Below are 21,960 nucleotides of genomic sequence, written 5' to 3' on the forward strand. Positions count from 1 at the left end.
TCTGCCGGGGGCGGACACCAGCCCGGTATCGACGCTTCCGGCGCGGAATGCCAAACGACAAGGAGACCGATGCATCTGAAGAAAGCGATAGCGGTCAGCGCGGCCACGATTTTCCTGACCGGGGGCCTCGCCGCCGCGAACGCGAGCGCCGACACCGGGGCGCGGGCGCCGGCGATCACGGTGCTGGCCGCCGACTGCTTTGTCGACGTCGACCGGGCCAACTTCCGGCGGACGCCAGGCGGTGTGATTCTCGGCACCGTCGGCCGAGGCCAGGGCTTCTTCATGTACGACCAGCTTGACGACTGGTACCGGGGCGACCTGTGGGGCGGCGAGCGGGGTGTGTGGATGCACTGGTCCGTGCTCGGCCCGCCCTGCGGTGACTGACCCGCCGCTTCGCTGATCCCACGGGGGTCTGCCGGGTGATTGACGGGTCCCTCCGACGTCGGAGGGCTGGAGGGACCCGTTTCGCGGATTTACGCCGAAATACCGCGCAGCCGCACGGACGTCATAGTCGACCAATTCATGTGAATCGCCCCGCGCTGTCGGGCTCCGGAGTCACGCCAATTGTGAGCAATGCTCGATTCTCCCCTTCGTCATCGGCCGATCGGTGGTCGAATTCACCCGGTTGTCGGGCATGACGGATACTGCGTTCGCGTGCCAAGGTGATCTCTTGTCCACAGGGGGCCTGGTGGGCGAGATCCATCGGTTTGCCTGGGGAGGGGCGGAAACGGTGCCGCACAGAACGCAGCCCGCTCGCGAGTCGGTCGGCGATCTGCCGGAAAAGCTGGCCAGGATCGCCGAGACCCGGGATTGGACCGCGCTCGAAGCGCTGTGCGACCAGCATATTCTCGCCGTGGAAGGGGAACTCGCGGCTCAATTGCTTGTGGTGCTCAGTCAGGTGCCGGAGGAGGAGTTGCGTGCCCGGCCGCGGTTGATGTTCTCGTGGATCGGGGCCTACTACGCGAAGAACCAGCCCCAGGTCGGCGAACTCCGGCCCTATCTGCGCCACTACACCGAACTCGGCGCCCGCTTGGCGGCGACGATGGACTTCGCGGGGGAGACGTCCGCGGCGACGCTCGTCACGGTCGGCACCGCGGCGATGATCGGGCTGCGGATGCGCGGGGCGAGCGCGGAAGCCGAGGAACTGGGCGAGCGCCTCACGACCCGCGCCGACCGGCTTGGCGCGCTGCCCGGGGCGGAAGCGGAGCCGCGGCCGGGGTGGCTGGCCATGCAGCGAGGGCTGACGCGGTCGCTGATGGACGATTTCCCGGCGGCGGTGGGGTTGTACCGGCAGGCGTACGAGCGCGCGACGGTCGAACCGGAAACGGCGGCCACCGCCCTCAACGCCGCCGCGAACCTCGCCATGATCTACGGGCATCTCGGCCACGGCGACCTCGCCCGCCAGTGGCTGGACCGGATGCGGGGCTTCGCCTCGCCATCGGAGCGGGTCCGGTTCCTGCTCACCGTGGGCGGGACGATCGCGCGGGGCTGGGACGCGCTGGACCGCTACGACGAGGCGAATCTCGCGGAGTGCCTGGAGACCACCGGGGACGGCTCCAAACAGCTGGAGGTCTGGCCCTTCGTGGCGGCGCTGGTGTTCGCGCACGGGCTGTGCCTCGGCGACACGGCGACGTCGCTGGCCCAGCTCGGCACGCTGCCGCTGCGCCACGCGCCCGAACTCGTCAGCGCTGGCACGGCTTTCCGGGTGATCCGCCGCGCCAACGTCGACCTGCTGATCGCCACCGGCCAGGCCACCCGGGCGCTGCGGCTGATCAAGGAAGCCGACCCGCAGGGGACCTGGCTAGCGCTGCCCTTGGCCCGGCTCCGCCTGCTCAACGGGGAGTACGAGGTGGTCCGCGCGATCGCGTCGCGGATGTCCTGGCACGACACCACATCGCGTCGCGACGCCCGGCAACTGCTGCTGCTCAAGGCGATCGCCGCGCTGCGCATGAGCGACGAGGACGAGGCCCGCCGGTCGCTGGCGCTGGTCCGCCGCGTGCGCCCGCCGGACGAAGTGCTCTCGCTCGCCGCGCTGCCGCCCGCCGATCGCGACGAGGTGATCCGGCTGGGCGACCTCCCGCTGACCGACGACGCGACGCGGCGCCTGGCGCTGGCCCGACCGGTGTTCCCCGACCGCGTCGAACTGGTGGAGCTGACCAACCGGGAGCAGGTGGTCCTCGCCGAACTCGACGCGGGCCTGACGATCGGGGAGGTCGCGCGCAAACTTGTCGTGTCCGTCAACACTGTGCGCACACAGGTGAAAAGCGCCTACCGCAAGCTCAACGCGTCCAGCCGCGATGCCGCGCTGATGCGGGCGTACGAACTTGGCGTGCTCTAACGGAAAAGCGTCGAGCCGAGCGGGCGGTGCTCGTCAAACCCCGGGAGGATCAGGAAACTGGCGCTGGCGGTGGTGGTGGTGAACGGCAGCAGCGCGTCGCCGTTGTCCATGCGGGTGAGAGTGCTGGTGAAGGTGCGGATATCGTTCTGGAAACTGATGAAGAGCAGGCCGGGCGCGGGTTCGTCGATGCTGTAGGAGCGGCGCAGCATGAGGCCGACGCCGACTGCGGTGGGATGTGCCCGGCGCAGGTGGGCGTCCGCCGCGATGAGATAGCGCCCGTCCGGGGTTTTCGCGCCGAGATCGGGATCGGCGGCGATGGCTCCGCCGGAGAGGGGAGCGCCGGTCTCCCGGCGTCGGCCGAAAACCGCTTCCTGGTCGGCCACCGGCAAAGCGGCGAACCGCGGCAGGTCGAGTTCCATGCGGCGGAGCACGGCGATGGCGCCGCCCGCGACCGGAGCGGGCCCGGCCAGCCACAGGTCGCGTTGCTGCTGGGCGGTGGTGTGCGGGCCCACGATGCCGTCGATGAAGCCGAACGCGTTGCGCGGCGCGGTGATGCCCTGGTCTACGGGAACGGTCGAACCCCGGCGCCCGGCCTGCCGCCAGCGCTCGCGCGCCCGGTCACCCGCCTGGCTCAGCAGCGCCGCGGCGACGACCGGGAGGACGACGGCGTCGCTGGCGCACACCTGGATCAGCAGGTCGCCGCCGCGCGCTGACGGGGCGATCCGCTCGCGGGAGAACTCCGGGAGATCCACCGCGCCCGGCAGGGCAGGGTCGGCCAGGCGCACCAGTCGGGGGCCGACGCCGATTGTCACGGTGAGATCGCCCGGCGGCAGGCCCAGCAGTCGGGCGTCGGTCCCGGCGGCGAGCGCGCGGATGGCCGCGCCGAGTTCGGCCAGCAGCGGGCCCACCGCGACCCCGTCAGCGAGGTCGGCCACCACGGCGAGCAGGTTGGGCTGGGCTTCCTGGGGGAGCGTGATTCCGGCCTGGTACTGGCCCGTCGGCGGCACCGGCGCGGGGGTGGCGGGCGCCTGCTGGGCGGAGCCCGGCTCGCACCCCGCGGTGAGGCCCGCGGCCAGCACGGAAGCGCCCGCGCCGAGAAACGCGCGGCGGGACGGGTGGTTTTCGGCTCGGCGCACGGGGTGAGAGTGCCAGATTCGGTCTGCCGCAGGCGAATCCGGCGGCCATGCCAGACTGAGCCCATGCGTCGTCTCGGTCTTGCTTTGATTGTGGTTTCGCAGGCACTGGTCCTGGCTGGTTGCGCTGACGATTCCGGGGTGGGGCAAGGCACTCGACCGGCGGGCGCGAACGTGACGATCCGGGTGCCCGCCGACGCCCCGACGATTTCCGCCGCGGTGGCCCTGGCCCAGCCCGGTGACCTTGTCTTGATCGCGCCGGGCGACTACCGCGAGTCGGTCAAGGTCGACAAGGCCCAGGTCACCCTGCGCGGCGAATCCCGTGACACGGTTGTCATCGACGGGCAGACGCGGCGGCCGAACGGCATCGTGGTCACCGCGCCCGGAGTGGCCGTGGAAAACCTGACGGTCAAGAACAACACGCAGAACGGCGTCCTGGTCACCGGTTCGGCGAAGGCGGCCACCGGCACCCCGGGCCACGACGGCTACGACACCGGCGACGAGCCGGTCACCTTCCTGAAGTCGTTCCTGGTCTCCCATGTGACCGCCACCCGCAACGGGCTGTACGGCATCTACGCGTTCTCCGCGCAAGACGGGGTCATCGAGCACTCCTACGCCTCGGGTTCGGCCGACTCCGGAATCTATGTGGGGCAATGCAAGCCCTGTCGCATCGTGGTGCGGAACAACATCGCCGAACTCAACGCGGTCGGCTACGAGGGCACCAACGCCAGCGGGGACATGTACGTGGTCGGCAACCGCTTCGTCGGCAACCGGGTCGGGCTCACCACGAACTCCGACCACCAGGAGAAACTGCTTCCCCAGCAGGGTTCCCACGTCGTGGGGAACCTGATCGCGGCGAACCAGCAGGAAGCGACGCCCGAGCAGGCGGACGGCGGGTGGGGCGTCGGCGTCGGCATCGACGGCGGCAGCGACAACCAGGTCGTCCGCAACCGCATCGACGGCAATGCCACCGCGGGCCTAGTGATCACCGCGACCGCCGACATTCCGCCGAACGGCAACCAGATCGTGGACAACACCTTCACCGCCAACGGCGTCGACGTCGGCTGGACGTTCCCCACCACCACTCAGGGACGGGGAAACTGCCTGCGCGGCAACGAACTCACGACGACGGCGCCCGCCACGCTCGCGGCGACCTCGGCCTGCCCGGTCGCCGACCAGTCGCCGTCCGGCACGTGGGCGAATCCGCGGCCACCGCGCGGCATCCCGTTCACCGAAGTCGCCGCGCCCGCCCCACAGCCGGGATTTCCCCACCCTGCCAGCGGCGCCACCGCTGTTCCGGCCGTTCCCGCCCTGCCGGATGTCGCGCTGATCCCGCTGCCGCCCGCGTCGCTGCTGGCCGATGCCGCGCTGGTGCGGGCTACCGCGTCGGGGTGACCCCGGGCGCCTGCTGGACCGGAAGGTAGGGGTGGGTGTCGAAATCGATGACCACCGGTCGTGGCTCGGAAGCCACGTCGGCCTGAACGCGGTGCATCGCGCCGTCCGCGTCGATCCAGTAGCGGACGTTTCCCGCGGTGTCGGGCCGCGCGCGGGCGCCCGGCCCGGACATGACGTCGACCTCGCGGCCGCGCACCTGGTCGTGACCGACCCAGGCGGCGCCGTTCTGCGGCAGCAGTTCGGCGTTGTCCGGCCGGTCGCTGCCCAGGGTGAGCGCGATGAGCAGCGCGCTGTCCAGCGAACTGCCGGAGGTGCGCAGCGGGCGGCGGTGCCAGGCGGATTCGGGCGGTGCCGCGGGCGCTTGCGGCGGGGCGTCCGCCATCGGGTGGACGAACACAGTGGTGGTGTTCCACTGGATCAGGCCGTCGCTGGACGTGTCGCGCCCGGCGCCGCGCACGACCGCGTAACCGAGTTTGGCCCGGTAGTCGATGGACCCGGTGATGGTCAGCCCACCCGAGGCGGTCGGCACGGTGATCGTCACCGCGCGCCCGCCCGCCTCGTGGTTGCGGAACCGCGCGATCGCCAGCCGGTTCACCTCGTCCGAGGTCAGCGGCCGAGGACCGGCGGGCTCGGCGAAGGGATCGATGACCAGGAGCGCGGCCACAGCGACGGCCGCGACGCCGACGGCGATCGCCGCCCAGCGCGGAAGGCGTTGCCACGCTTGCTTTCTGCGCACGCGGCGGAACGCTAACAGGTTCCCGGATTCACCCCATGATTCACCCGGCCATCCGGCCCGACCGGCGACGCCGTTCTGGTTGTCTGTGACGGTTCACCACGACTTTCAGAGGGGACTGCGATGAGCCGGAGAGCCCGGACGCGGATGGGTCGATCGGCTTGGGTGGGATTGGCCGGTCTATTGCTGGCGAGCAGCGGCCTGACGGGGGCGACGGCCGGGACGGCCGCCGCGGCGGCCGACGACGGCACGCTGACGGTCCAGGTGCTGCGGGACTTCTTCGGCACCGGTATGATCAACACGACGATGGACGTGCCGCAGCAGGGCATGCACGTGGACATCTCCGATCCGGAAGGCGGACTGGTCACCGGAACTACGGACGCCACCGGCAAAGTCGTGGTGCCGCCGTCCACCGAGCTGACCGGGGGCCACTACCGCGTCGATGTCACCGTTCCCGCGCCCTACAGCGAATATCTGCGCGCGGCGCCCGCGTCGACGGCGGCCAACCACTTCGACAGCTTCACCACCTTCGTGGACGTGTCGGACGGCAAGAACGACTCGGTGATCACCGGGGTCTGGAACCCGGCCCACTACGCCCTGCCGGATTCCCGGTATTTCGTGCCGGTGCAGAGCGGCGCGGGCGGAACGGACACCCGGGCGCTGGTGGCGTTCGGCGTGAACACCCGCGGCACGTGCCCGGACACTGTCGCCTGCCCCACCACGCTCGCCACCCAGGCCCAGGTGGGCACGACGTTCGGGCTGGCCTACGACAAGGACCGGCGCAGGCTGTTCCAGAGCGCCTTCGCCCGGCGGCACGCCCTGTACGGCCCGGAAGGCGGGGACGCCATCTACACCGTCCCGGCCGACGGCGGCGGCGCGCCCACCCTGTTCGCCAAGGTGCCCGGCACCGCGGTGACGCAACACGACACCGGCAACATGATCAAAGACGCCGGGTTCACCGGCGCGCCCGGCAAGGAAAGCATCGGCGGCCTGGCCCTGTCGGAGGACGGCGCCACGCTGTACGCGCTGAACCTGTTGACCCGGAGCCTGGTCAGCTTCGAGGCGACCGGGGCCACCGCCGCGGCGCCCGCCGCCACGGTGCCGGTCCCGGACCCGGGCTGCGCCGCGCCCACCGACTGGCGGCCGTTCTCGGTCACCGCGCACGACGGCGCTCTGTACGTCGGTGGCGTGTGCAGCGCGGAAAGCACGCAGAACCGCGCGGACTTGAAGGTCGTCGTCTACACCTATGACGGCACGCGCTTCACCACGGTGCTGACCCAGACCCTGACCGGTGAGCGCGGCGAAGTCCTCGCGGGCCGGTCCAGCGACCAGACTCACCACTGGAACCCGTGGAACACCGACCTGGCGACCTGGGACAAGCACGACGTGTCCGGCGGCGGCGCGGTGATCGATCCGCAGCCGCAACTGGCCAGCCTGGCCTTCACCCGCGAGGGGTCGATGATTCTCGGCTTCCGCGACCGGCTGATGGACGTGGTGGGCTGGGGCGGGCTGGACCCGCGGCCGGGTGACAACTCCACCGAGAACGGCTTCTCCGGTGGCGACATCACCATGGCCTGTGTCAATCCCGACGGCGGATATTCCTGGGAGGGCACCGGAAACTGCCCCGACCACGCCGACGACCTCAACCACGGCAGGCAGCGCCCCAGCGTGGTCGAGTACTTCCCGGGCGACTACTTCTCGCAGCAGGGCCCCGCGGGGCTGGCCGCGCACCAGGAAGCCGCGCAGGGGTCGGTCGCCTACATCCCGCAGCTGCAATGGGTTGTCAGCACCCAGATGGACCCGACCATCCACGTCGCGGCGGGTGGGGCGGGCTTCTACAACGTCGCCACCGGCGAGGGCCCGGGGAACAACCCGTCGGCCAACGCCTACGAGTTCGTCGGCCCGAACCAGAACGGGTTCGGCAAGGCGGGCGGGCTCGGGGCGATCGCGTACCAGGCGGCGAACGCGCCGATCCAGATCGGCAACCTGGTGTGGTTCGACGGCGACCGCAACGGCGTCCAGGACCCGGCGGACGTGCGGCTGCCGGACGCGACGATCGACCTGTTGGACGCCACCGGAAAGCGGGTCGCGAGGACCAAGACCGACGCGGCGGGCGAGTACTACTTCGGCGGCGTCGGCGCCGCCTACGAACTCACCCCCGGCGCGCGATACACGGTGCGGTTCAACGTCTGCACCGCGGACACCAGCAAGGTCGCGGGCCAGCCGCCCGCCACCGACCTGCGGTTCACCCTGCCCCAGACCGGCGACGACCGGGTGCACGATTCCAATGTGGACCCACCGACCACCGGCCAGTTGTGCGACGGGCAGGCCCCCGTCACCGCCCCAGCCAACCCCGGCGAAGTAGACCACACGATCGACGCGGGCGTGCACATCCCAGCACCGCCGACCAGCACCACGCCGCCGCCCACGACCTCAGCGCCGACGACGACCGCCCCGCCGTCAACCCCGCCCCCGACCACGGCGGTCCCGCCCAAGCCCCAGGGTTCACTGGCCACCACCGGCGTGTCCGGCCTACCGTGGCTGACCCTCCTCGGCGTCCTGGTCCTCGCCGCGGGCGCGACCTTGGCCTTCCTGAGCCGAAAACGCCGCGCCAAGCAGAACTGAGCCCGACTCCGCCCGCCCGCGATCCCAGCCTCGCGGGCGGGCGGTCCCAGGCTCGGTCCGGGAAGAGCGCTGAATGCCCCAATGGGAGCCCGTTGCCAGGTCGGGCCGCGGTCAGGCGGTTGTAACACCGGACCTCCGCCGAGCGAGTCACGGGTGACCGCCTGTCGCGTCCAGTGGGGAGCCGAAGTGGAATCCGGGAAAACTGGTTATGTCCCGCCGCCGCGCGATGTCAAGGAGTGGTTGGCGCTGCTGGGGATGCTCCTGCTGACCTTCGTGGTCGTCGCCATCCCCGGCGGACTCGTCGGCAGCGTGATCGCGGTTGCCACCAAGGCGTCGGAAGGCGAGCAGACCGCCTACGTCATCGGCTCGGTCGCGGTCCTGTTCCTCGCGGGCGCGGTGAAAGTGGTGCGGGAGGACATCCGCGACCACGCGATCAAGCACCGGCCGGTCAAGCCGCGCAAACCTTCCTCCGGGAGCTGGAGCCCGCCATTCGGGACGGCCGCGTATTACCTGAAAGAAATCAACGACCGCCAGAACCGGGGAAACCTGTGACCGTGATCCATGTTCACCTGCCCGGTGTGCGAGTGCCGCGGTCTCACGGCGCCCCCGTATGAGAACTGGCCGCCAAGGGATGGAGTCCAACTCGACCCGCCCTACGAGCGGCAGCTAGGGAGGCCGTCGTATGAGGTGTGCCCGCGATGTGGCTTCGAGTTCGGCAACGACGACAACCCGGGCACCGGCGCGCCGACTTCCTTCGCGGACTACCGGGCGGAATGGATAGCCGACGGAGCCCCCTGGTTCGATGACGGCGCTGGGGCCTGACGCTGTGCGGTCACCGTCCTCATTCGGCGATCGCGCGTAGTCCTTCGATGTCGAGAACGCGGATATCGCGGTAGCCGAGCCGAATCAGTCCGGCTTCCGCGAAGGCGCGCAGCACTTTCTCCGCGGTCGGCAGGCGGATGCCCGCGAGCGCGGCGATATCGGCCTGGGTCAGTGGGGCGCCAAGATCGATGCCATCGGCGTGTTCGCGCCCGTAGGTTTCGGCGAGGCTGAGCAGGATGCGGCTCACCCGGCCGCGGGGGTCGAGGGCCGCGATGGCCAGGCGCCGTTCGTTCGACCAGCGGAAGCGGTCGCTGAGCACCGCGGCGATTCCGATGCTCACCTCGGGCTGGCGGACGAGGAACGCGCGCAGCGCGTCGGCCGGGATCGCTCGGGCCGTCGTCGGCGCGCATACCACGGCGGTCGCCGAACGGGGGCGGTCACTGAGCACCGACATCTCGCCCACCAGGTCGCCGCCGACTCGGATGGCCAGCAGGGACTCGCGGGCAGTGTCGTTGGCGATCACCTTCACACAACCGCTCACCAGTAGGTACGCGGTCAGGCCCGGCTCGCCTTGGCGCAGGATCACGCGGCCGGGGGTGAGGCGGATGCCGGTGCCCGCCTCCAGCAGCGCTGATCTCGGTCGCGGCTCCAGTCTGCCGAGCAGGGACGAGGTAGGCCAGTTCACTGGTCCTCCTGGTGGTCGCGGACGCGGCTGCGGTCCAGTGCCCGGGTGGCCAGGGTGGCGCCCAACGTCGTCGCCACCTGGACCAGCATCGTCACCAGTGCCTCGATCATCTTGCGCTCCTTCGCCGTCGAGAGCCAGCAACGCCGACTCTGCCGACCGCGGCGGCCGCAAACCCCTGACAGGTATGACTTTCCGGCATTCCTTATCGCTACCGGATCGCGTCAGCGAGTCGGGTGGACCGTCGGGGGCACCAACCCGCACTCACCACTGAGAGGCACGATGAGATCCCTCTTGACCGCCCTGCTCCTGCTCGTCGCGGGAGCCACCGTGGCCGACGCCGAGCCCGCGCGCCCGCGGGTCGCGGCGGCCGCCGCGAGCGATGCCCGGGCCTACGCCTGGAACTTCGACGCGAACGCGCCGCTGAACCAGTGGCACGCGCTCAGCGGCGCGTACTCGTTCAACTCGACCGGCGCGGCCAACCACGCCAAGCACAACGGGACCGGCTGGTACACCGTCTGGTTCCCGGGCGTCCCCGCGATCGGCAGCACCGTCCACGTCACGGCTTACGGCGGTGACGACAACTACTGCACCGTCGACTGGTGGCGCGCCCCGTCCGGCGTCAGCGGGACCGATGTCGACGTCCGCTGCTTCACCAGGTCCGGCGCGCCCGCCGACTCCCGGTTCACCATCAGCCAGACCTACCGGGGCACGGGCGCGGGCGCGTACCTGTGGGCCAACGCGGTCGGCACCCCGTCCACCGCCTACCAGCACAACTCCACCGGCGGCGTCAACACGGTGAGCACGTTCGGCACCGGGGCCTACTCGGTGCGCCTGCCCGGCCTCGGCGGCGCGGGCGGCCACGTTCAGGTGACCGGCTACGCCGCGGACGGCCGCTGGTGCAAGGTCGGTGGCTGGGGCCCGAGCGGCGGCGCGCAGAACGTGACAGTCCACTGCTTCACTGCGGCGGGCGCCCCCGCGAACGCCCAATTCACCTTGACCTACCTGGAGAACACCAACCTCTTGCTCGGCCCGCCGTCGACACCGTCTGGCTACGGGTGGGTGTCCGACACCGGCGGGCTCGCCCCCTTCTACGCCTACGACACTAACCCCGGCGCGGCCACCACCGTGTCCCACTGGGCCTCGGGCGGCTACAAAGTGCGCTTCCCGGTCGACCTGGCCCGCGGGCTGGCCCACGTGACCGCCTACGGGGCGGGCAACCAGCGCTGCAAGGTCGCCTACTGGACCAGCGCCGACGGCGTGGCCGTGGACTGCTACCGGCCGGACGGCGGCTACACCGACGCCTTCTTCGACGTCGCCTTCGTCGGCTGAGCCGAATGACGCCGCGGGCTGTCACCGCATCGGCGCAACATGGTCCACGAGGTGTCACACCGGGAGCCGGGTGGGCGATGGTGACAGCGATGAGATGGCCCGCGGCGTCGTTCCTGGGTCGGCTGCCCCGGCCGATCCGCGCGGCCCTGCTCGAACTGGGAACCGAGGTCGCCCTGCCAGCGGGCCGCCGGGTTCTGCGCCAGGGCGAGCAGGGCGACTTCGTCTACCTCCTGCTGACCGGCGCGGTGAAAGTGTCCGGAGTGGACGGTGACCGGGAATCGCTGCTCTCGATCCGCACCGCGGGCGACGCGGTCGGCGAGATGGCCGTGCTGCTGGGCTGCCCGAGGACGGCGACCGTGGCGACGTGCCTGGCCACCAGCGCCCGGGTCGTCCCCGGGGCCGAGTTCCGCACGTTCCTGCACCACCACCCGAGGGCGGCGTTCGAGGTCGCGGGGATGATGGGCGAGCGGCTGCGCTGGGCCAACGACCGCAGGATCGACTTCGCCTCGCACGACGCGGGCACCCGCATCCGCCGCGTCCTGGTGCACCTGGCCGAGACCCACGGCCGTGCCTGCGCCGAGGGACGGGACTTGGGCGCGCCGCTGACCCAGGAGGACATCGCCTCGTTGGCCGGGGTGCGGCTCACCACCGCGGAGAAGACCTTGCGCGTCCTCGCCCGCCAGGGCCTGCTCCGGCTGGGCTACCGCAGCGTCGTCGTGGTGGATCTCGACGCTCTCCGCGCCGCTTAACCGAATCCCGTACTGGTACGGAGTCCCCGCCGCCGCACTGCGCCACGGTGTCTGGCATCCGCAGACGAGAGGACAAGCGCCATGGACCACTCCTACACCCGCTACCTGTGCCTCGCGGTCGACGCCGAGGGCTACAGCCGCCGGGACGACCGCGGCCAGTCCGTCCTGCAGCGCGACCTGGTCGCCGTCCTCGACGCCGCCGCGGCTGCCGCGGGCCTCGACCGGAGCCGCTGGCACCGGCAGGGCAGCGGCGACGGCGAGATGGCGCTGATCCCCGCCGACGAGCCGGAAGTGGCCGTGGTGCAGGACTTCGCGCTGGCACTGGCGGATTTGCTTTCCGGCGGTCGGTTGCGGCTGCGGCTCGCTGTCGACCACGGGCTGGCCGACGTCGCGGCCAACGGCTTCGGCGGCCAGTCGCTGGTGGGCGTCTCCCGCATGGTCGACTCCCCGGCTGCGCGGGAAGCCCTCAAGGCCGCCGAGGGCGCAAACCTCGTGCAGGTCCTTTCCGACCGCCTGCACACCGATCTCGTCGTCGGCGGGCACGTCGCCTCGGCCGCGGAGTTCCAGCCGATCACGGTCGAGGTCAAACAGTTCAACGCCAAGGCGTGGTTGCGGGCCCCGGGCGCCCGCCTGCCCGGGCAAGCCGCTGAACCGGAGAAGCGGCGCGAGCCCGGCGGGCAGAGCTTCGACGCCCGGTTCGCCGGGCCGGTCACCATGAGCGGCGGGGTCATCGGCATCCAGAACGACTGGTGACCCATGGCCAAGCCCCGGCTGTTCACCAGGGTCGAGCAACGCGTCGACATCCAGTTCAACGCCCCGGTCGAGGTCAGCGGCGGCGTCATCGGCATCGCCAACCGGACGGCCCGCGCGCCCAAGACCGCGGCCGAGGCCGCCCGGGTCCTGTTCGGCCCGCCCCGCGTCCCCGGCCCCGACCGGCCCAGCGCCTGGCTCGACCCGCGCGCGGACGTGCTTCCGGTCGTGCCCAGGCCCGAGGTCGAGGCCTTGGTCGCCTGGCACAGCGCCGAGCGCTCCCGGCCGGTCCGCCTGGTCACCGGCGCGGGCGGCCAGGGCAAGACGCACTTGGCGATTCGCGTCTGCCAGGCCGTTCGCGGCCGCAGGACGCTCGCGGGCCTGGTCGTGCCGGGTTCGGCCGAGCGGTCGGACCAGGTGCGGGCCGCGGTTCGCGCTCTGGGCGGGTCGCGGGGGAAGGGCGCCCTGCTCGTCGTGGACTACGCCGAGGCGCACCAGCGGTTCGTGACCGACCTCGTCGAGGAGGTCGCCGCGTCGGCCGCGCCGGTCCGTGTGCTGCTGCTCGCCCGCTCCGTGCCGCATTGGTGGCGCGACCTCGGTGACGGTCCGCTCGCGCACCTGGTCGACGCCGATCCCGTGCGCCTGCTCGCGCTGTCCGAGTCGGTGTCCACGGCCCCGGCCCTCTGGGCGGAAGCCGTCGAGGTCTTCGCGCGAAGACTCGGCCGCACTCCCGACACCACCCGGCCGCCGGGCCCGTTCGCCACGACGCTCGACCTGTACGCCTCGGCCCTGCTGCGCGTCCTGGAGCCCGACAGCGCGGCGGACGACCCGTTGTCGGGCATCCTGCGCCACGAGCGGGCCGCCTTCCACGCCGCCGCCCGCCGCGCGGGCCTGGACGAAGGCTCCTGGCGGGACCTGGCCGTGTCGCTGGCGTTTCTGCGCCGCCCCGACACCGTCTCCGCCGGGGCTGACCTGCTGCGCCGCGTCCCCGACCTGGCCCACTTGGACGACGGCCGTTTGCGTGCCACCGCGGGCGCCCTCGCCGCCGCCTACCCGGGCGACCACGCCACGCTGTGGCAGGCCCCTCGGCCGGACCGGCTGGCCGACACGCACCTGCTGGCCACCGCCCAGAACTGCCACACCGACGGCGACTGGGACGAACACGTCCTCGCCGTGTGCCGCACCGACGACCAGGAGACCGCCGACCACGCGGCCCAGGTCCTGGTGCGCACCCTGTCCACACCGGGCGCGGACCGCCACTATCCCGTGGGGACGCGCCGGATTCACCGGTCCATCGAGACGCTGGTCCGCGCCTGCCCCGCTTATCTGCCGCCGTTGGTCCGCCTGGACCCGGTGCGCCACAACGACCTCATCACCGAGCAGATCGCGCGAGCCCCGGTCGAGACGGTCGAAGACATCGACGCGGACCTGCGCGCGACCGGCTCCACCACCTCTCGCATCGCCATCGCCGTCGCGGTGTCGCGTCGCTTGGTCGAGCAGGCCCCGACCGCGCGCGACCTGACCGCCCTGAGCACTCGACTGGCCGAGGCGGGCCAGCACGCCGAGGCCCTGGAAGCGGCCCAGCACGCCGTCGAGCACACGGCCCGCCCTGCTCATCCGGACGGCCGTGCCCACGCGGACAGCCGTTCCCACACGGCCCGTCCTGCCCACACGGACAGCCGTGCCCATACAGACAGCCCTGACCGCGCGGACAGCGCCGACCACACGAACAGCCAGGACCGTGCGGACGCGTTGACCGCGCTGTGCCACCGGCTCGCCGAGCACGACCGCCCCGCCGCCGCGCTCGCCGCCGCGGTCGAGGCGGAACGCCTGCGCCGGGCCGCCGGACCGGAGGTCCACGGCTACGCCCTGCACAACCTCGCCCTGCGGTTGGCCGAAGCGGGCAAGCTGGACGAGGCCGTCACCGCGGCGAGCCAGGCCGTCGAACCGTTGCTGCGAGCCAAGGACACGCCCCGGCTCGCCACCGCCCTGCTCGGCCTGGCCAGGGTTCTTGACGCCGCGGGCTTCCCGCACCGCGCCGTCGCCCCCGCCGAGAAAGCCGTGGCGCTGCTGCGCGACCTCGCGGCGGCCAACCCCGACGGCTACCTGCCGACCCTGGCCGCCGCGGTGCTGTCGCTGTCCCAGCACCTCTCGCCCCCGGGCCGCACCCGCCCACCGGCGCGCGCCATCGAGTTGGCGACCGAGGCCGTCACCGTCTACACAGGACTTGCGGCGGCCAGTCCCGCCGCGTACCGGCCCATGCTGGCCGACGCCAGGATGAACCTGGGCCTGCGCCTGGCTTTCGCGGGCCGTTCCGGGGCCGCCGCCGAGCTGGACCGCGCCGTCGACCTGCACGCCGCCCTCGCCCAGACCGACCCGGTCGCGCACCGCCCCGCCCTCGCCGCCGCGCTGACCAACCTGACCCTGCTCCGCGCCGCGGAAGGGGTGGTGGCGGTGGGGCAGGCCGAGCAGATCGTGGCGCTGCACCGCGAGCGCCCGCGCCCCGGGGCCGATCTCGCCGCCGCCCTGGCCAACCTCGGCTACCTCCGCGCGTTGGCGGGCGAGCACGAGTCCGCCCGCGCCGCGACGGCCGAGGCGGTGGCCGCCTACCGGGAGCTGCTGGCGGCCGAACCCAGTGCGCTGCACCAGGTCTGGCTCGCGGACGTGCTGCTCGACCTGTCCGTGCGTCAACTGTCCACTCAGGATGCCCGGGATCTGGTGGTCGAGGCTGTCGGCCACTACGCCGACGTCGAGGGGGAATGCCCCGACACCGCTCGGGAGCGGTTCCGGACCGCCGTCGCGCTGCTCGACGCGCTGGACGGGAAGCGGCGCCCGCCCAAGGACGCCGACCTGCCGTGCAGGCGCTGGCGCGAGGCCGTCGTGCGCGTTCCCCTGCCCGGCGTCGCGCTGGCCGTCATCTGGCGGACCGACCGGGCGCCCCGGCCGGACGCCGCTCGCACCGCCCGCGATGAGCTCCTCGGCCTGACCGGCCGGGGTAGCGCGCCGCCCAGCGCCAAGCCGGTCGGTCTGCTGACCGCCGCGACCCGCCCGGTGACCCGGATCGTCGGCGACCTCGTCAACGAGGTCAAACGGGCTGCCCGGCACTCCTCGGTGGAGCCGGTGGTGCAGTTCGCCCAGGCCAATCCCGCCGCGGTGGCCCGGGTGGTGGCGCTGATCGCGGGCGTCGCCCTGCTGGTCTCGGCCGCGAGCCCCGACCCGGGCCCGGCCGACCGGGTCGAGTCGGCACCGCCCCCGTCGACGGCGTCGTCCGGCCCGGAGGAACTCGGCGGCGGGGAACCCGACGTTGGGGGAATCGACGCTGGATCGCCCCCGCCCACGTCCACCCGGCCGTCGTCCACGCCGTCGCTGGAAGCCGAACCCGTGTTGAACGCGGTCGCGCCGCCCCCGCCGGAGACGCCCCGCCCGGGCGATCCGGTCACCCGGCCCGACCCGCTACCGGGGGACCAGGAGGAGCCGGTCTTCGAGCCGCCCGGACCCGACCGGCTCACCATCGACGTGTCGGCGATGTCCTACCGCGCTTACCGCGTCCCCGACGTCGACCCGGCCTGGCGCGACGGCCGCCGCCCCCAGGGCCACGACCTGCCGCCGGGCCGCCACCGGCTCCAGTTCGCGTCCCAACACGAGTTCTGGTTCACCGTCGACGCGGAAGACCGCGTCGACTACGACCCCGCCATGGACTCGTTCCTGAGTGGGCGTGGCTCGACCACCCTCACCGTCCTCGGGCAGCCCCTCACGATCGACTACCGGGACACCAGCTATCCCGCCTTCCACGTCGCCGAAACCGACGCGCTGTGGCGGGACAGCCGAACCAGCCAGGAGTACCGGTTCATCCCGGGCGCTTACCAGGTCGTCACCTCGACCGGCTCCAGCGCCGTGCCTTTCACCTTCACGCCGACCGGCCGCGTCGACTACGCCCCCGCGCTCGACCCGGTCCTGCGCGGCCGCGGCGACACCACCCTGCGGGCCGTCGGCGCCCCCACGGCCGTGGACGCCCGCACCAGCGACCACGCGTCCTTCCGCGTCGCCGGTGTGACCGGGTGGGCGCCCGTGACCGAGGTCGCTGCCTTGCGGCTCCTTCCCGGCGAGCACCAGGTGGTGCTCGGAACCGGCCAGGTGGCCCACACCTTCGGCACCGACGTCCGAGGACACGTCGACTACGCCGCCGCGCTCGACTGGGTGCTCGACGGTCGCGGCACGGCCACGCTGGTCGTCCTCGGCCAGCCGAAGTGGGGTTACGCGCGGGCGGCTTTCCCACCGGGCTTGAACCAGTGGGGCACCTGGAAGCAGAATCCGGCCACCGCGAACCGGGCCGCCGAGATCCACCACGGCTCACCGGGCCAGTACACCGTCCGGTTTCCCGCGCTGGCCAGTTCCCGGGCCGTCGCGCACGTCACCGTCAGCGGCAGCGACCAGCCGGTGTCCTGTGTGGTCGTCGACAACCACCCGGACGGCGCCGACCAGGTGGTCGAGATCAGCTGCCACGACTCCAAGGAAAAACCCGCGGACACCCAACTCGCGGTCCTGGTCACCGAGCCCCGCGCGAAGGTCGCCACCCTAGACACCGCTACCGGCCTCGGCGCGGGCGGCGCCGTCCAGGCCTTGGGCACCGGCGAGTACGAGGTGACCGCTCCCGGTCTTTCGACCGGCGGTTACCCCCAGGTCACCCCGCGCGGAAAGGACAGTCGCCGCTGCCACGTCGCCGACGTCGCCCCGGGCGCGCGCCTGCGGATCTCCTGCACCACGCTCACCGGCGTCCCCGCGGACACCGCTTGGGCGCTGTCCTACGCCGACGGCACGACTCTCACCGCAGGCCCCGGTTCCTACCTGGTGACCGAAGGAGCCCACGGCGGCGTCGGCCACGCCTACAACTCGGCCGGGGGAGCGGTGAAGGTGTCCTGGCTGACCACGGGCCGCTACCGGGTCGGCGTCAAAGGCGTGGGCACGCACGGCGACACCGTGCAGGTGACGAGCGCGGACTCCCGCCCGGGCGACTGCCACGCCGCGCACTGGAGCGCGGACAACCAGGGGGAGAACGAGGTTTGGGCGGACGTCGTCTGCCACACCCCCGGCGGCGCGCCCGCCGACCGCCGCTTCGCCCTGGCGACCCTGCGGATGCCCGGGGCCACCCCGACCAGCAACCTGCGCGCCCTCGACCCGGGGCCGCACCCGCCGGGACCGAAATGGGGCTACTACCGCGTCACCACCCCGCCGACACCGCGGGTCGAGACCACCCTGCACCCCTACTTCTCCTGGTCGACCTGGACCCGCCGGTTCCCGATCCTGACCGCGCGCTGGGCCAAGGACCCGACTGTCACCCACACCGACCCCGGCCGCTACCGGGTTCGGCTGCCCGGCATGGCCACCTCGGCCGGGCTGCCGCACCTGACCCCCTGGTACGACACGACGAACACCTGTGTCCTCACCGGCAGCGCGAGCGACGGCGGCGACCAACTCGCCGACGTGGCCTGCTTCGACCCGGGGGGCAAAGCAGCGGACACCCGCTTCACCGTGTTCATCGGCGAGCCCAGCGCGGGTCCCACCCCGATGCTCGTCGCCCGCGCCGCGGACAGCACGCGCACCGGGCCGGGGGAGTACGTTGTGGCCGGACTGGGCGCGACCGGCCATGTCCAGCTCACCACCATGGGCGCGACCCCCACCCGCTGCCACCCGACCGGTGACCGGGTCCGCTGCCTCGACATCGCCACCGGCGCGCCCCGTGACGCCGACTGGCACCTGACCCGCGTCGAGGGCAGTCCCCTGCATCACGACCCCACGGCCGAGGGCACGATCCTGACCACGGACGGCACGGCCATCGTCTCCTTCCACGACAGCCGAGGCGCCCCGCCGACCCTCCGGCACGAAGGCGTCGGCGCGTACCGGATCATCGCGCCGACCGCGGGCCTGGCCCCCGACTACCCGGCCGACGGCTTCCTGGTGACCTCGCTCTCCCCGGCCACCTGCGCTCCCAGCGGGTGGAACGTGTCCACCCCGGAAGTGGTCGTCCACTGCCACAACCGCGGCGGCACGCGAACCGACGCGCCGTTCACCCTCGCGTACCTCCGCACCCCATGACGGCCGGGGCGGGGCGGGGCCTGGGCGCGGACCAGCGGGCGGAGCCGTCCTTCGTGGATGGTGTCGGGGGTGGCCCGGGGTCGTCCGGTGGCGGCAGCGCGGCGCTGTGACCTGGGCGATGATCCGATAAACCGGCCCGGAAGGACAGCCGGGGTCGGGCATCATCGTCCGCATGCGCCAGCCGGACAAGCGTTACCACGTCATCGTGCTGTCGAACTTCGCTCGGGGGTTCGACAAGTACGCGCTCGCCTACGGCAAGGCAGGCATCCCGGAGAGCACCTATCCGGACCGGTTCCACCTGCTGGCGCGCGACGAAATCGGCATCGGGGTCGGCAAGGCGCGGCGGCTGCTGGACCGGCTGGCGATCCCGGGCAACCGGCTGCTCGCGCTGGAGACCGCTGTGGACGCCGCCGCCCTGTCGCCCAACGAGGTGACCGGGCTGGGCAGGGTGCTCCACGCCGAGCGCATCCGGCTGTCCGCGGTGTACGAGCTCGACGGGGCCAGTGACGAGGTCGCGCTGCGGCCGACCACGGTGGAGGACGCGATGGCGGCGTCGCTGGGTCTGCACGTCGGCGCGGTGCGCGGCTACGCCGACGTGCGGCCCCGTGCGGTGTCGGTGCTGCCGATCGCCTCGGCCTGTCAGGCGCGCTGCTCGTTCTGCTTCTCGGCGGCGTCGATCTCCAGCGACCAGCCCGCGGCCAAGGTCGACCGGGACACGGTGTCGGCGTGGCTGGCCCGCGCCGACCAGGCTGGCGCCGAGCGGGCGGTGATCACCGGCGGCGGCGAGCCGACACTGCTCCCGGCCGACCAGCTCGACTGGCTGGTGGCGGCCTGCGCGGAGCACTTCGACAAGGTCGTCCTGATCACCAACGCGCACGTCCTGGCCAAGGGCGGCGACGACGACCGGGCAGCCCGGTTGGACGCGCTGGCCTCGGCGGGGCTCAGTGTGCTGGCGGTGTCGCGCCACCACCAGGACGACCTGGTCAACGAGCGGCTGATGGGGCTGCGCACACCGGTGGACGAGCTGGTCCGCGTCTGGGGCGCGCGGCGCGACCGGTGGCCGGGCCTGCGGCTGCGGCTGATCTGCGTGCTGCAGCGCGGCGGGGTGGCCGACGAGCGAGGCGTGGCCGACTACCTGTCGTGGGCGGCCGGTCTCGGCGTGGACGAGGTCTGCTTCAAGGAGCTCTACGTCTCGACCAGCACCGAGTCGGTCTACTTCGACCGCACCGCCAACACCTGGAGCCGCGACCATCAGGTGTCGCTGTCGGTGGTGACGGGATTCGCCGAGCGGCACGGCTTCGCGGTGGCGAGCAGGCTGCCGTGGGGCGCGCCGATCTACCACGGCCGCTGGGGCGGCCACCCGCTGCGCGTCGCCGCGTACACCGAGCCCAGCGTGCTCTGGGAGCGCACCGAGGGAATCGCGCGCAGCTGGAACGTGATGGCTGACGGGCGCTGCTTCGCCTCGCTGGAGGACCGGGCCAGCGAGATCAGCGCGACGGTCGCGGCGGGTGTGGCGTGAGGTTCAGCGAGTTCCAGTCTTTCCGGGAGGAGCTTTCGCGCCGCGAACCGGGCCTGCTCGACGCCGCGGAGACCAACGTGTACCGCGCGCTGGGCTCGCTGCGGCCGGAACCGCCCGCCGCGTCGGAAACCACCGTGCACCGGTGCGACCTCGCCCGCGCGTGGCTCCAGCGGTACGGCCTGTCCGCCGAGCTGTCCCGGCGGGCGCTGGTGAGCCAAGGGGTCCGGCATGGACTCGGCCTGGTCTTCGACTGGCTGCGGGCCGAGCGGGCGGCGCTGTGGCTGCCCGCCGACGTGTACCCGGTCTACTTCGACCTCGCCCACGCCGCCGGTCTCACCCCCGCCAGGTACCCGACCCTGCCGGAACCGGTCCTGCCCGCCGCGCGCCCAGGTGACCGGCCCGAATACCTGCTGGTCGCCAACCCGTGGAAACCGCTGGGGCGCTTCATCACCGACGCCGAGCGCGACGCGCTGCTGGCGTGGCTGGACCAGTCGCCGGGGCGGCGCGTGCTGATCGACAGCGTGTACGACCTGGGCACGCCGTTCCACCCGAGCACGCGGCGGCTGCTGGACACCGGTCAGGCGGTGCTGCTGCACTCGGTCACCAAGGGGTGGCTGTGGCCGCGCGCGTTCGGTGTCGTGCTGCTGGGGACGGACGCGGACGAATTGGCCACCGCGCTGCGGGCGCAGTCGCCGACCCAGCAACGGCTCAACCTCGCCCACCACCTGCTGACCGAGCACGCCGATGTTCCCCGGCACGTCGCCGGGGATCTCGCCGGACGGGCGGAGCGGCTGTTCGCCCGACTGCCGAGCGCTGTCCGGTCGGCGATCCCCGCGTCGGCGCGCGCGTGCCCCGGCAACTACTTCTTCCCCGTCGACATCCCGCCCGCCGTGCTCCGGCACGAGCACGGCGTCCTCGCGCTGCCCGCCAGCGTCTTCGGCGCGAGCACCTGGTCCGGCGGCATCCTGACCAGCCTGTCCGGCGCGTTCGCCGCGCCGTCGGAGGGCGCGGCGTGACACCGCTCGAAGACATGGCCGTCTACGACGACGCGGCCTTCTACGACCAGGAGTTCGCCGGGCGCGCCCACGACATCCCGTTCTTCCTGCGCCACGCGGCCCAGGCGGGCGGCCCGGTGCTGGAGGTCGCCTGCGGCACCGGCCGCATCACCCTGCCGATCGCGCGGGCGGGCGTCGACATCACCGGACTCGACGTGATGCCCTCGATGCTCGACCGCGCACGCCGCAAAGCGGCCGACGAACGGCTCGCCGTCGACTGGCTGGCGCAGGACTGCCGCGACATCCGCGCCGACCGGCGGTTCGCCCTGATCTTCTCCGCCACCAACGCGATGCAGCACCTGCACGATCTGGACTCGGTCCACGCTTTCCTGGTCTCGGCGGGAAACGCGCTCCAACCGGGCGGCGCCCTGATCGTGGACGTGTTCAATCCGAACGTCGCCAAGCTGTCCCGCACGCCAGCGGAGTCCTATCACCACAAGACAATCGTGGACAGCGCGGGCACGGAACTGGAGGTGCGGGCCAGGACGCGGTACGACGCGGCGGCGCAGGTGCTGCGCTTCACCCTGGACTACCTGCGCGACGGCGATTCGGTGCGCACCAAAGAGGTCAGCATGCGCTGCTTCTTCCCGGAGGAGCTGCTGGCGCTCTGCCGACTCGCCGGTCTCGACGTCGTCCGCCGATACGGCGACTACGACGAGTCGCCGTTCACCGGAGCCTCCCCGAAGCAGATCCTGTTTTGCCGCAAAGGCGCGGCGGTGTAAACGGGATCGCGC

At 72.3% G+C, this 21,960-nt stretch carries 15 protein-coding genes; 12 read left to right on the top strand and 3 right to left on the bottom strand.

The window, feature by feature from the left end; genetic code table 11:
• Positions 1-69: 69 nt before the first annotated feature.
• Entirely contained in the window at positions 70-384 is a 315-nt protein-coding gene (locus ACZ6SD_RS06785; protein ID WP_465315948.1) for a hypothetical protein, read from the top strand.
• A 346-nt stretch (positions 385-730) separates the two neighbouring features.
• On the top strand, positions 731-2,338 hold the full coding sequence (locus ACZ6SD_RS06790) for a helix-turn-helix transcriptional regulator (protein ID WP_465315949.1): 1,608 nt from the start codon (positions 731-733) through the stop codon (positions 2,336-2,338).
• Here the strand turns inward: ACZ6SD_RS06790 and ACZ6SD_RS06795 are convergent.
• Entirely contained in the window at positions 2,335-3,474 is a 1,140-nt protein-coding gene (locus ACZ6SD_RS06795) for a Dyp-type peroxidase (protein WP_465315950.1), read from the bottom strand. The genes ACZ6SD_RS06790 and ACZ6SD_RS06795 overlap by 4 nt on opposite strands.
• A 63-nt stretch (positions 3,475-3,537) precedes the next feature.
• Between ACZ6SD_RS06795 and ACZ6SD_RS06800 the strand changes: the two genes are divergently transcribed.
• The gene (locus tag ACZ6SD_RS06800) at positions 3,538-4,866 is read left to right on the top strand and encodes a right-handed parallel beta-helix repeat-containing protein (protein ID WP_465315951.1); all 1,329 of its coding nucleotides are present in this window, start codon (positions 3,538-3,540) and stop codon (positions 4,864-4,866) included.
• On the opposite strand, the gene ACZ6SD_RS06805 is transcribed toward ACZ6SD_RS06800, so the two are convergent.
• Complete coding sequence (locus ACZ6SD_RS06805) at positions 4,850-5,602, bottom strand: hypothetical protein (RefSeq protein ID WP_465315952.1); 753 nt, start codon at positions 5,600-5,602, stop codon at positions 4,850-4,852. The genes ACZ6SD_RS06800 and ACZ6SD_RS06805 overlap by 17 nt on opposite strands.
• Before the next feature lie 120 nt (positions 5,603-5,722).
• Between ACZ6SD_RS06805 and ACZ6SD_RS06810 the strand changes: the two genes are divergently transcribed.
• On the top strand, positions 5,723-8,224 hold the full coding sequence (locus ACZ6SD_RS06810) for an SdrD B-like domain-containing protein (RefSeq protein ID WP_465315953.1): 2,502 nt from the start codon (positions 5,723-5,725) through the stop codon (positions 8,222-8,224).
• A 153-nt stretch (positions 8,225-8,377) separates the two neighbouring features.
• Positions 8,378-8,776: a hypothetical protein gene (locus ACZ6SD_RS06815; RefSeq protein ID WP_465315954.1), complete on the top strand. Its 399-nt coding sequence runs from the start codon at positions 8,378-8,380 to the stop codon at positions 8,774-8,776.
• Positions 8,777-9,065: 289 nt separating this feature from the next.
• On the opposite strand, the gene ACZ6SD_RS06820 is transcribed toward ACZ6SD_RS06815, so the two are convergent.
• A complete protein-coding gene (locus tag ACZ6SD_RS06820) occupies positions 9,066-9,731 on the bottom strand; it encodes a Crp/Fnr family transcriptional regulator (protein ID WP_465315955.1) in 666 nt (221 codons plus the stop codon).
• A gap of 291 nt (positions 9,732-10,022) precedes the next feature.
• Here ACZ6SD_RS06820 and ACZ6SD_RS06825 point away from each other — a divergent pair, with 291 nt between their 5' ends.
• From ACZ6SD_RS06825 to ACZ6SD_RS06855, 7 genes are all read left to right on the top strand, one after another.
• Complete coding sequence (locus ACZ6SD_RS06825; protein WP_465315956.1) at positions 10,023-11,060, top strand: hypothetical protein; 1,038 nt, start codon at positions 10,023-10,025, stop codon at positions 11,058-11,060.
• A gap of 89 nt (positions 11,061-11,149) precedes the next feature.
• Positions 11,150-11,809, top strand: coding sequence for a Crp/Fnr family transcriptional regulator (locus tag ACZ6SD_RS06830; protein WP_465315957.1), 660 nt, complete (start codon positions 11,150-11,152; stop codon positions 11,807-11,809).
• An 81-nt stretch (positions 11,810-11,890) separates the two neighbouring features.
• Complete coding sequence (locus tag ACZ6SD_RS06835) at positions 11,891-12,562, top strand: hypothetical protein (protein WP_465315958.1); 672 nt, start codon at positions 11,891-11,893, stop codon at positions 12,560-12,562.
• 3 nt (positions 12,563-12,565) lie between these two features.
• On the top strand, positions 12,566-18,652 hold the full coding sequence (locus tag ACZ6SD_RS06840) for a hypothetical protein (protein WP_465315959.1): 6,087 nt from the start codon (positions 12,566-12,568) through the stop codon (positions 18,650-18,652).
• A 172-nt stretch (positions 18,653-18,824) separates the two neighbouring features.
• Positions 18,825-20,171, top strand: coding sequence for a radical SAM protein (locus ACZ6SD_RS06845; RefSeq protein ID WP_465315960.1), 1,347 nt, complete (start codon positions 18,825-18,827; stop codon positions 20,169-20,171).
• Positions 20,168-21,187 (top strand): aminotransferase class I/II-fold pyridoxal phosphate-dependent enzyme, encoded by a 1,020-nt coding sequence (locus ACZ6SD_RS06850; protein WP_465315961.1) that lies wholly within the window; start codon positions 20,168-20,170, stop codon positions 21,185-21,187. Before ACZ6SD_RS06845 ends, ACZ6SD_RS06850 begins: the two co-directional genes overlap by 4 nt.
• A complete protein-coding gene (locus tag ACZ6SD_RS06855) occupies positions 21,184-21,948 on the top strand; it encodes a class I SAM-dependent methyltransferase (RefSeq protein WP_465315962.1) in 765 nt (254 codons plus the stop codon). Before ACZ6SD_RS06850 ends, ACZ6SD_RS06855 begins: the two co-directional genes overlap by 4 nt.
• Positions 21,949-21,960 lie beyond the last annotated feature (12 nt).

The sequence above is a fragment of the Actinokineospora sp. NPDC051303 genome (assembly GCF_055586285.1).

What these genes read in the sequence shown, in the direction of transcription:
- ACZ6SD_RS06785 (WP_465315948.1), top strand. Translation starts at nt 70, where the DNA reads ATGCATCTGAAGAAAGCGATAGCGGTCAGCGCGGCCACGATTTTCCTG.
- ACZ6SD_RS06800 (WP_465315951.1), top strand. Translation starts at nt 3,538, where the DNA reads ATGCGTCGTCTCGGTCTTGCTTTGATTGTGGTTTCGCAGGCACTGGTC.
- ACZ6SD_RS06810 (WP_465315953.1), top strand. Translation starts at nt 5,723, where the DNA reads ATGAGCCGGAGAGCCCGGACGCGGATGGGTCGATCGGCTTGGGTGGGA.
- ACZ6SD_RS06830 (WP_465315957.1), top strand. Translation starts at nt 11,150, where the DNA reads ATGAGATGGCCCGCGGCGTCGTTCCTGGGTCGGCTGCCCCGGCCGATC.
- ACZ6SD_RS06835 (WP_465315958.1), top strand. Translation starts at nt 11,891, where the DNA reads ATGGACCACTCCTACACCCGCTACCTGTGCCTCGCGGTCGACGCCGAG.
- ACZ6SD_RS06840 (WP_465315959.1), top strand. Translation starts at nt 12,566, where the DNA reads ATGGCCAAGCCCCGGCTGTTCACCAGGGTCGAGCAACGCGTCGACATC.
- ACZ6SD_RS06845 (WP_465315960.1), top strand. Translation starts at nt 18,825, where the DNA reads ATGCGCCAGCCGGACAAGCGTTACCACGTCATCGTGCTGTCGAACTTC.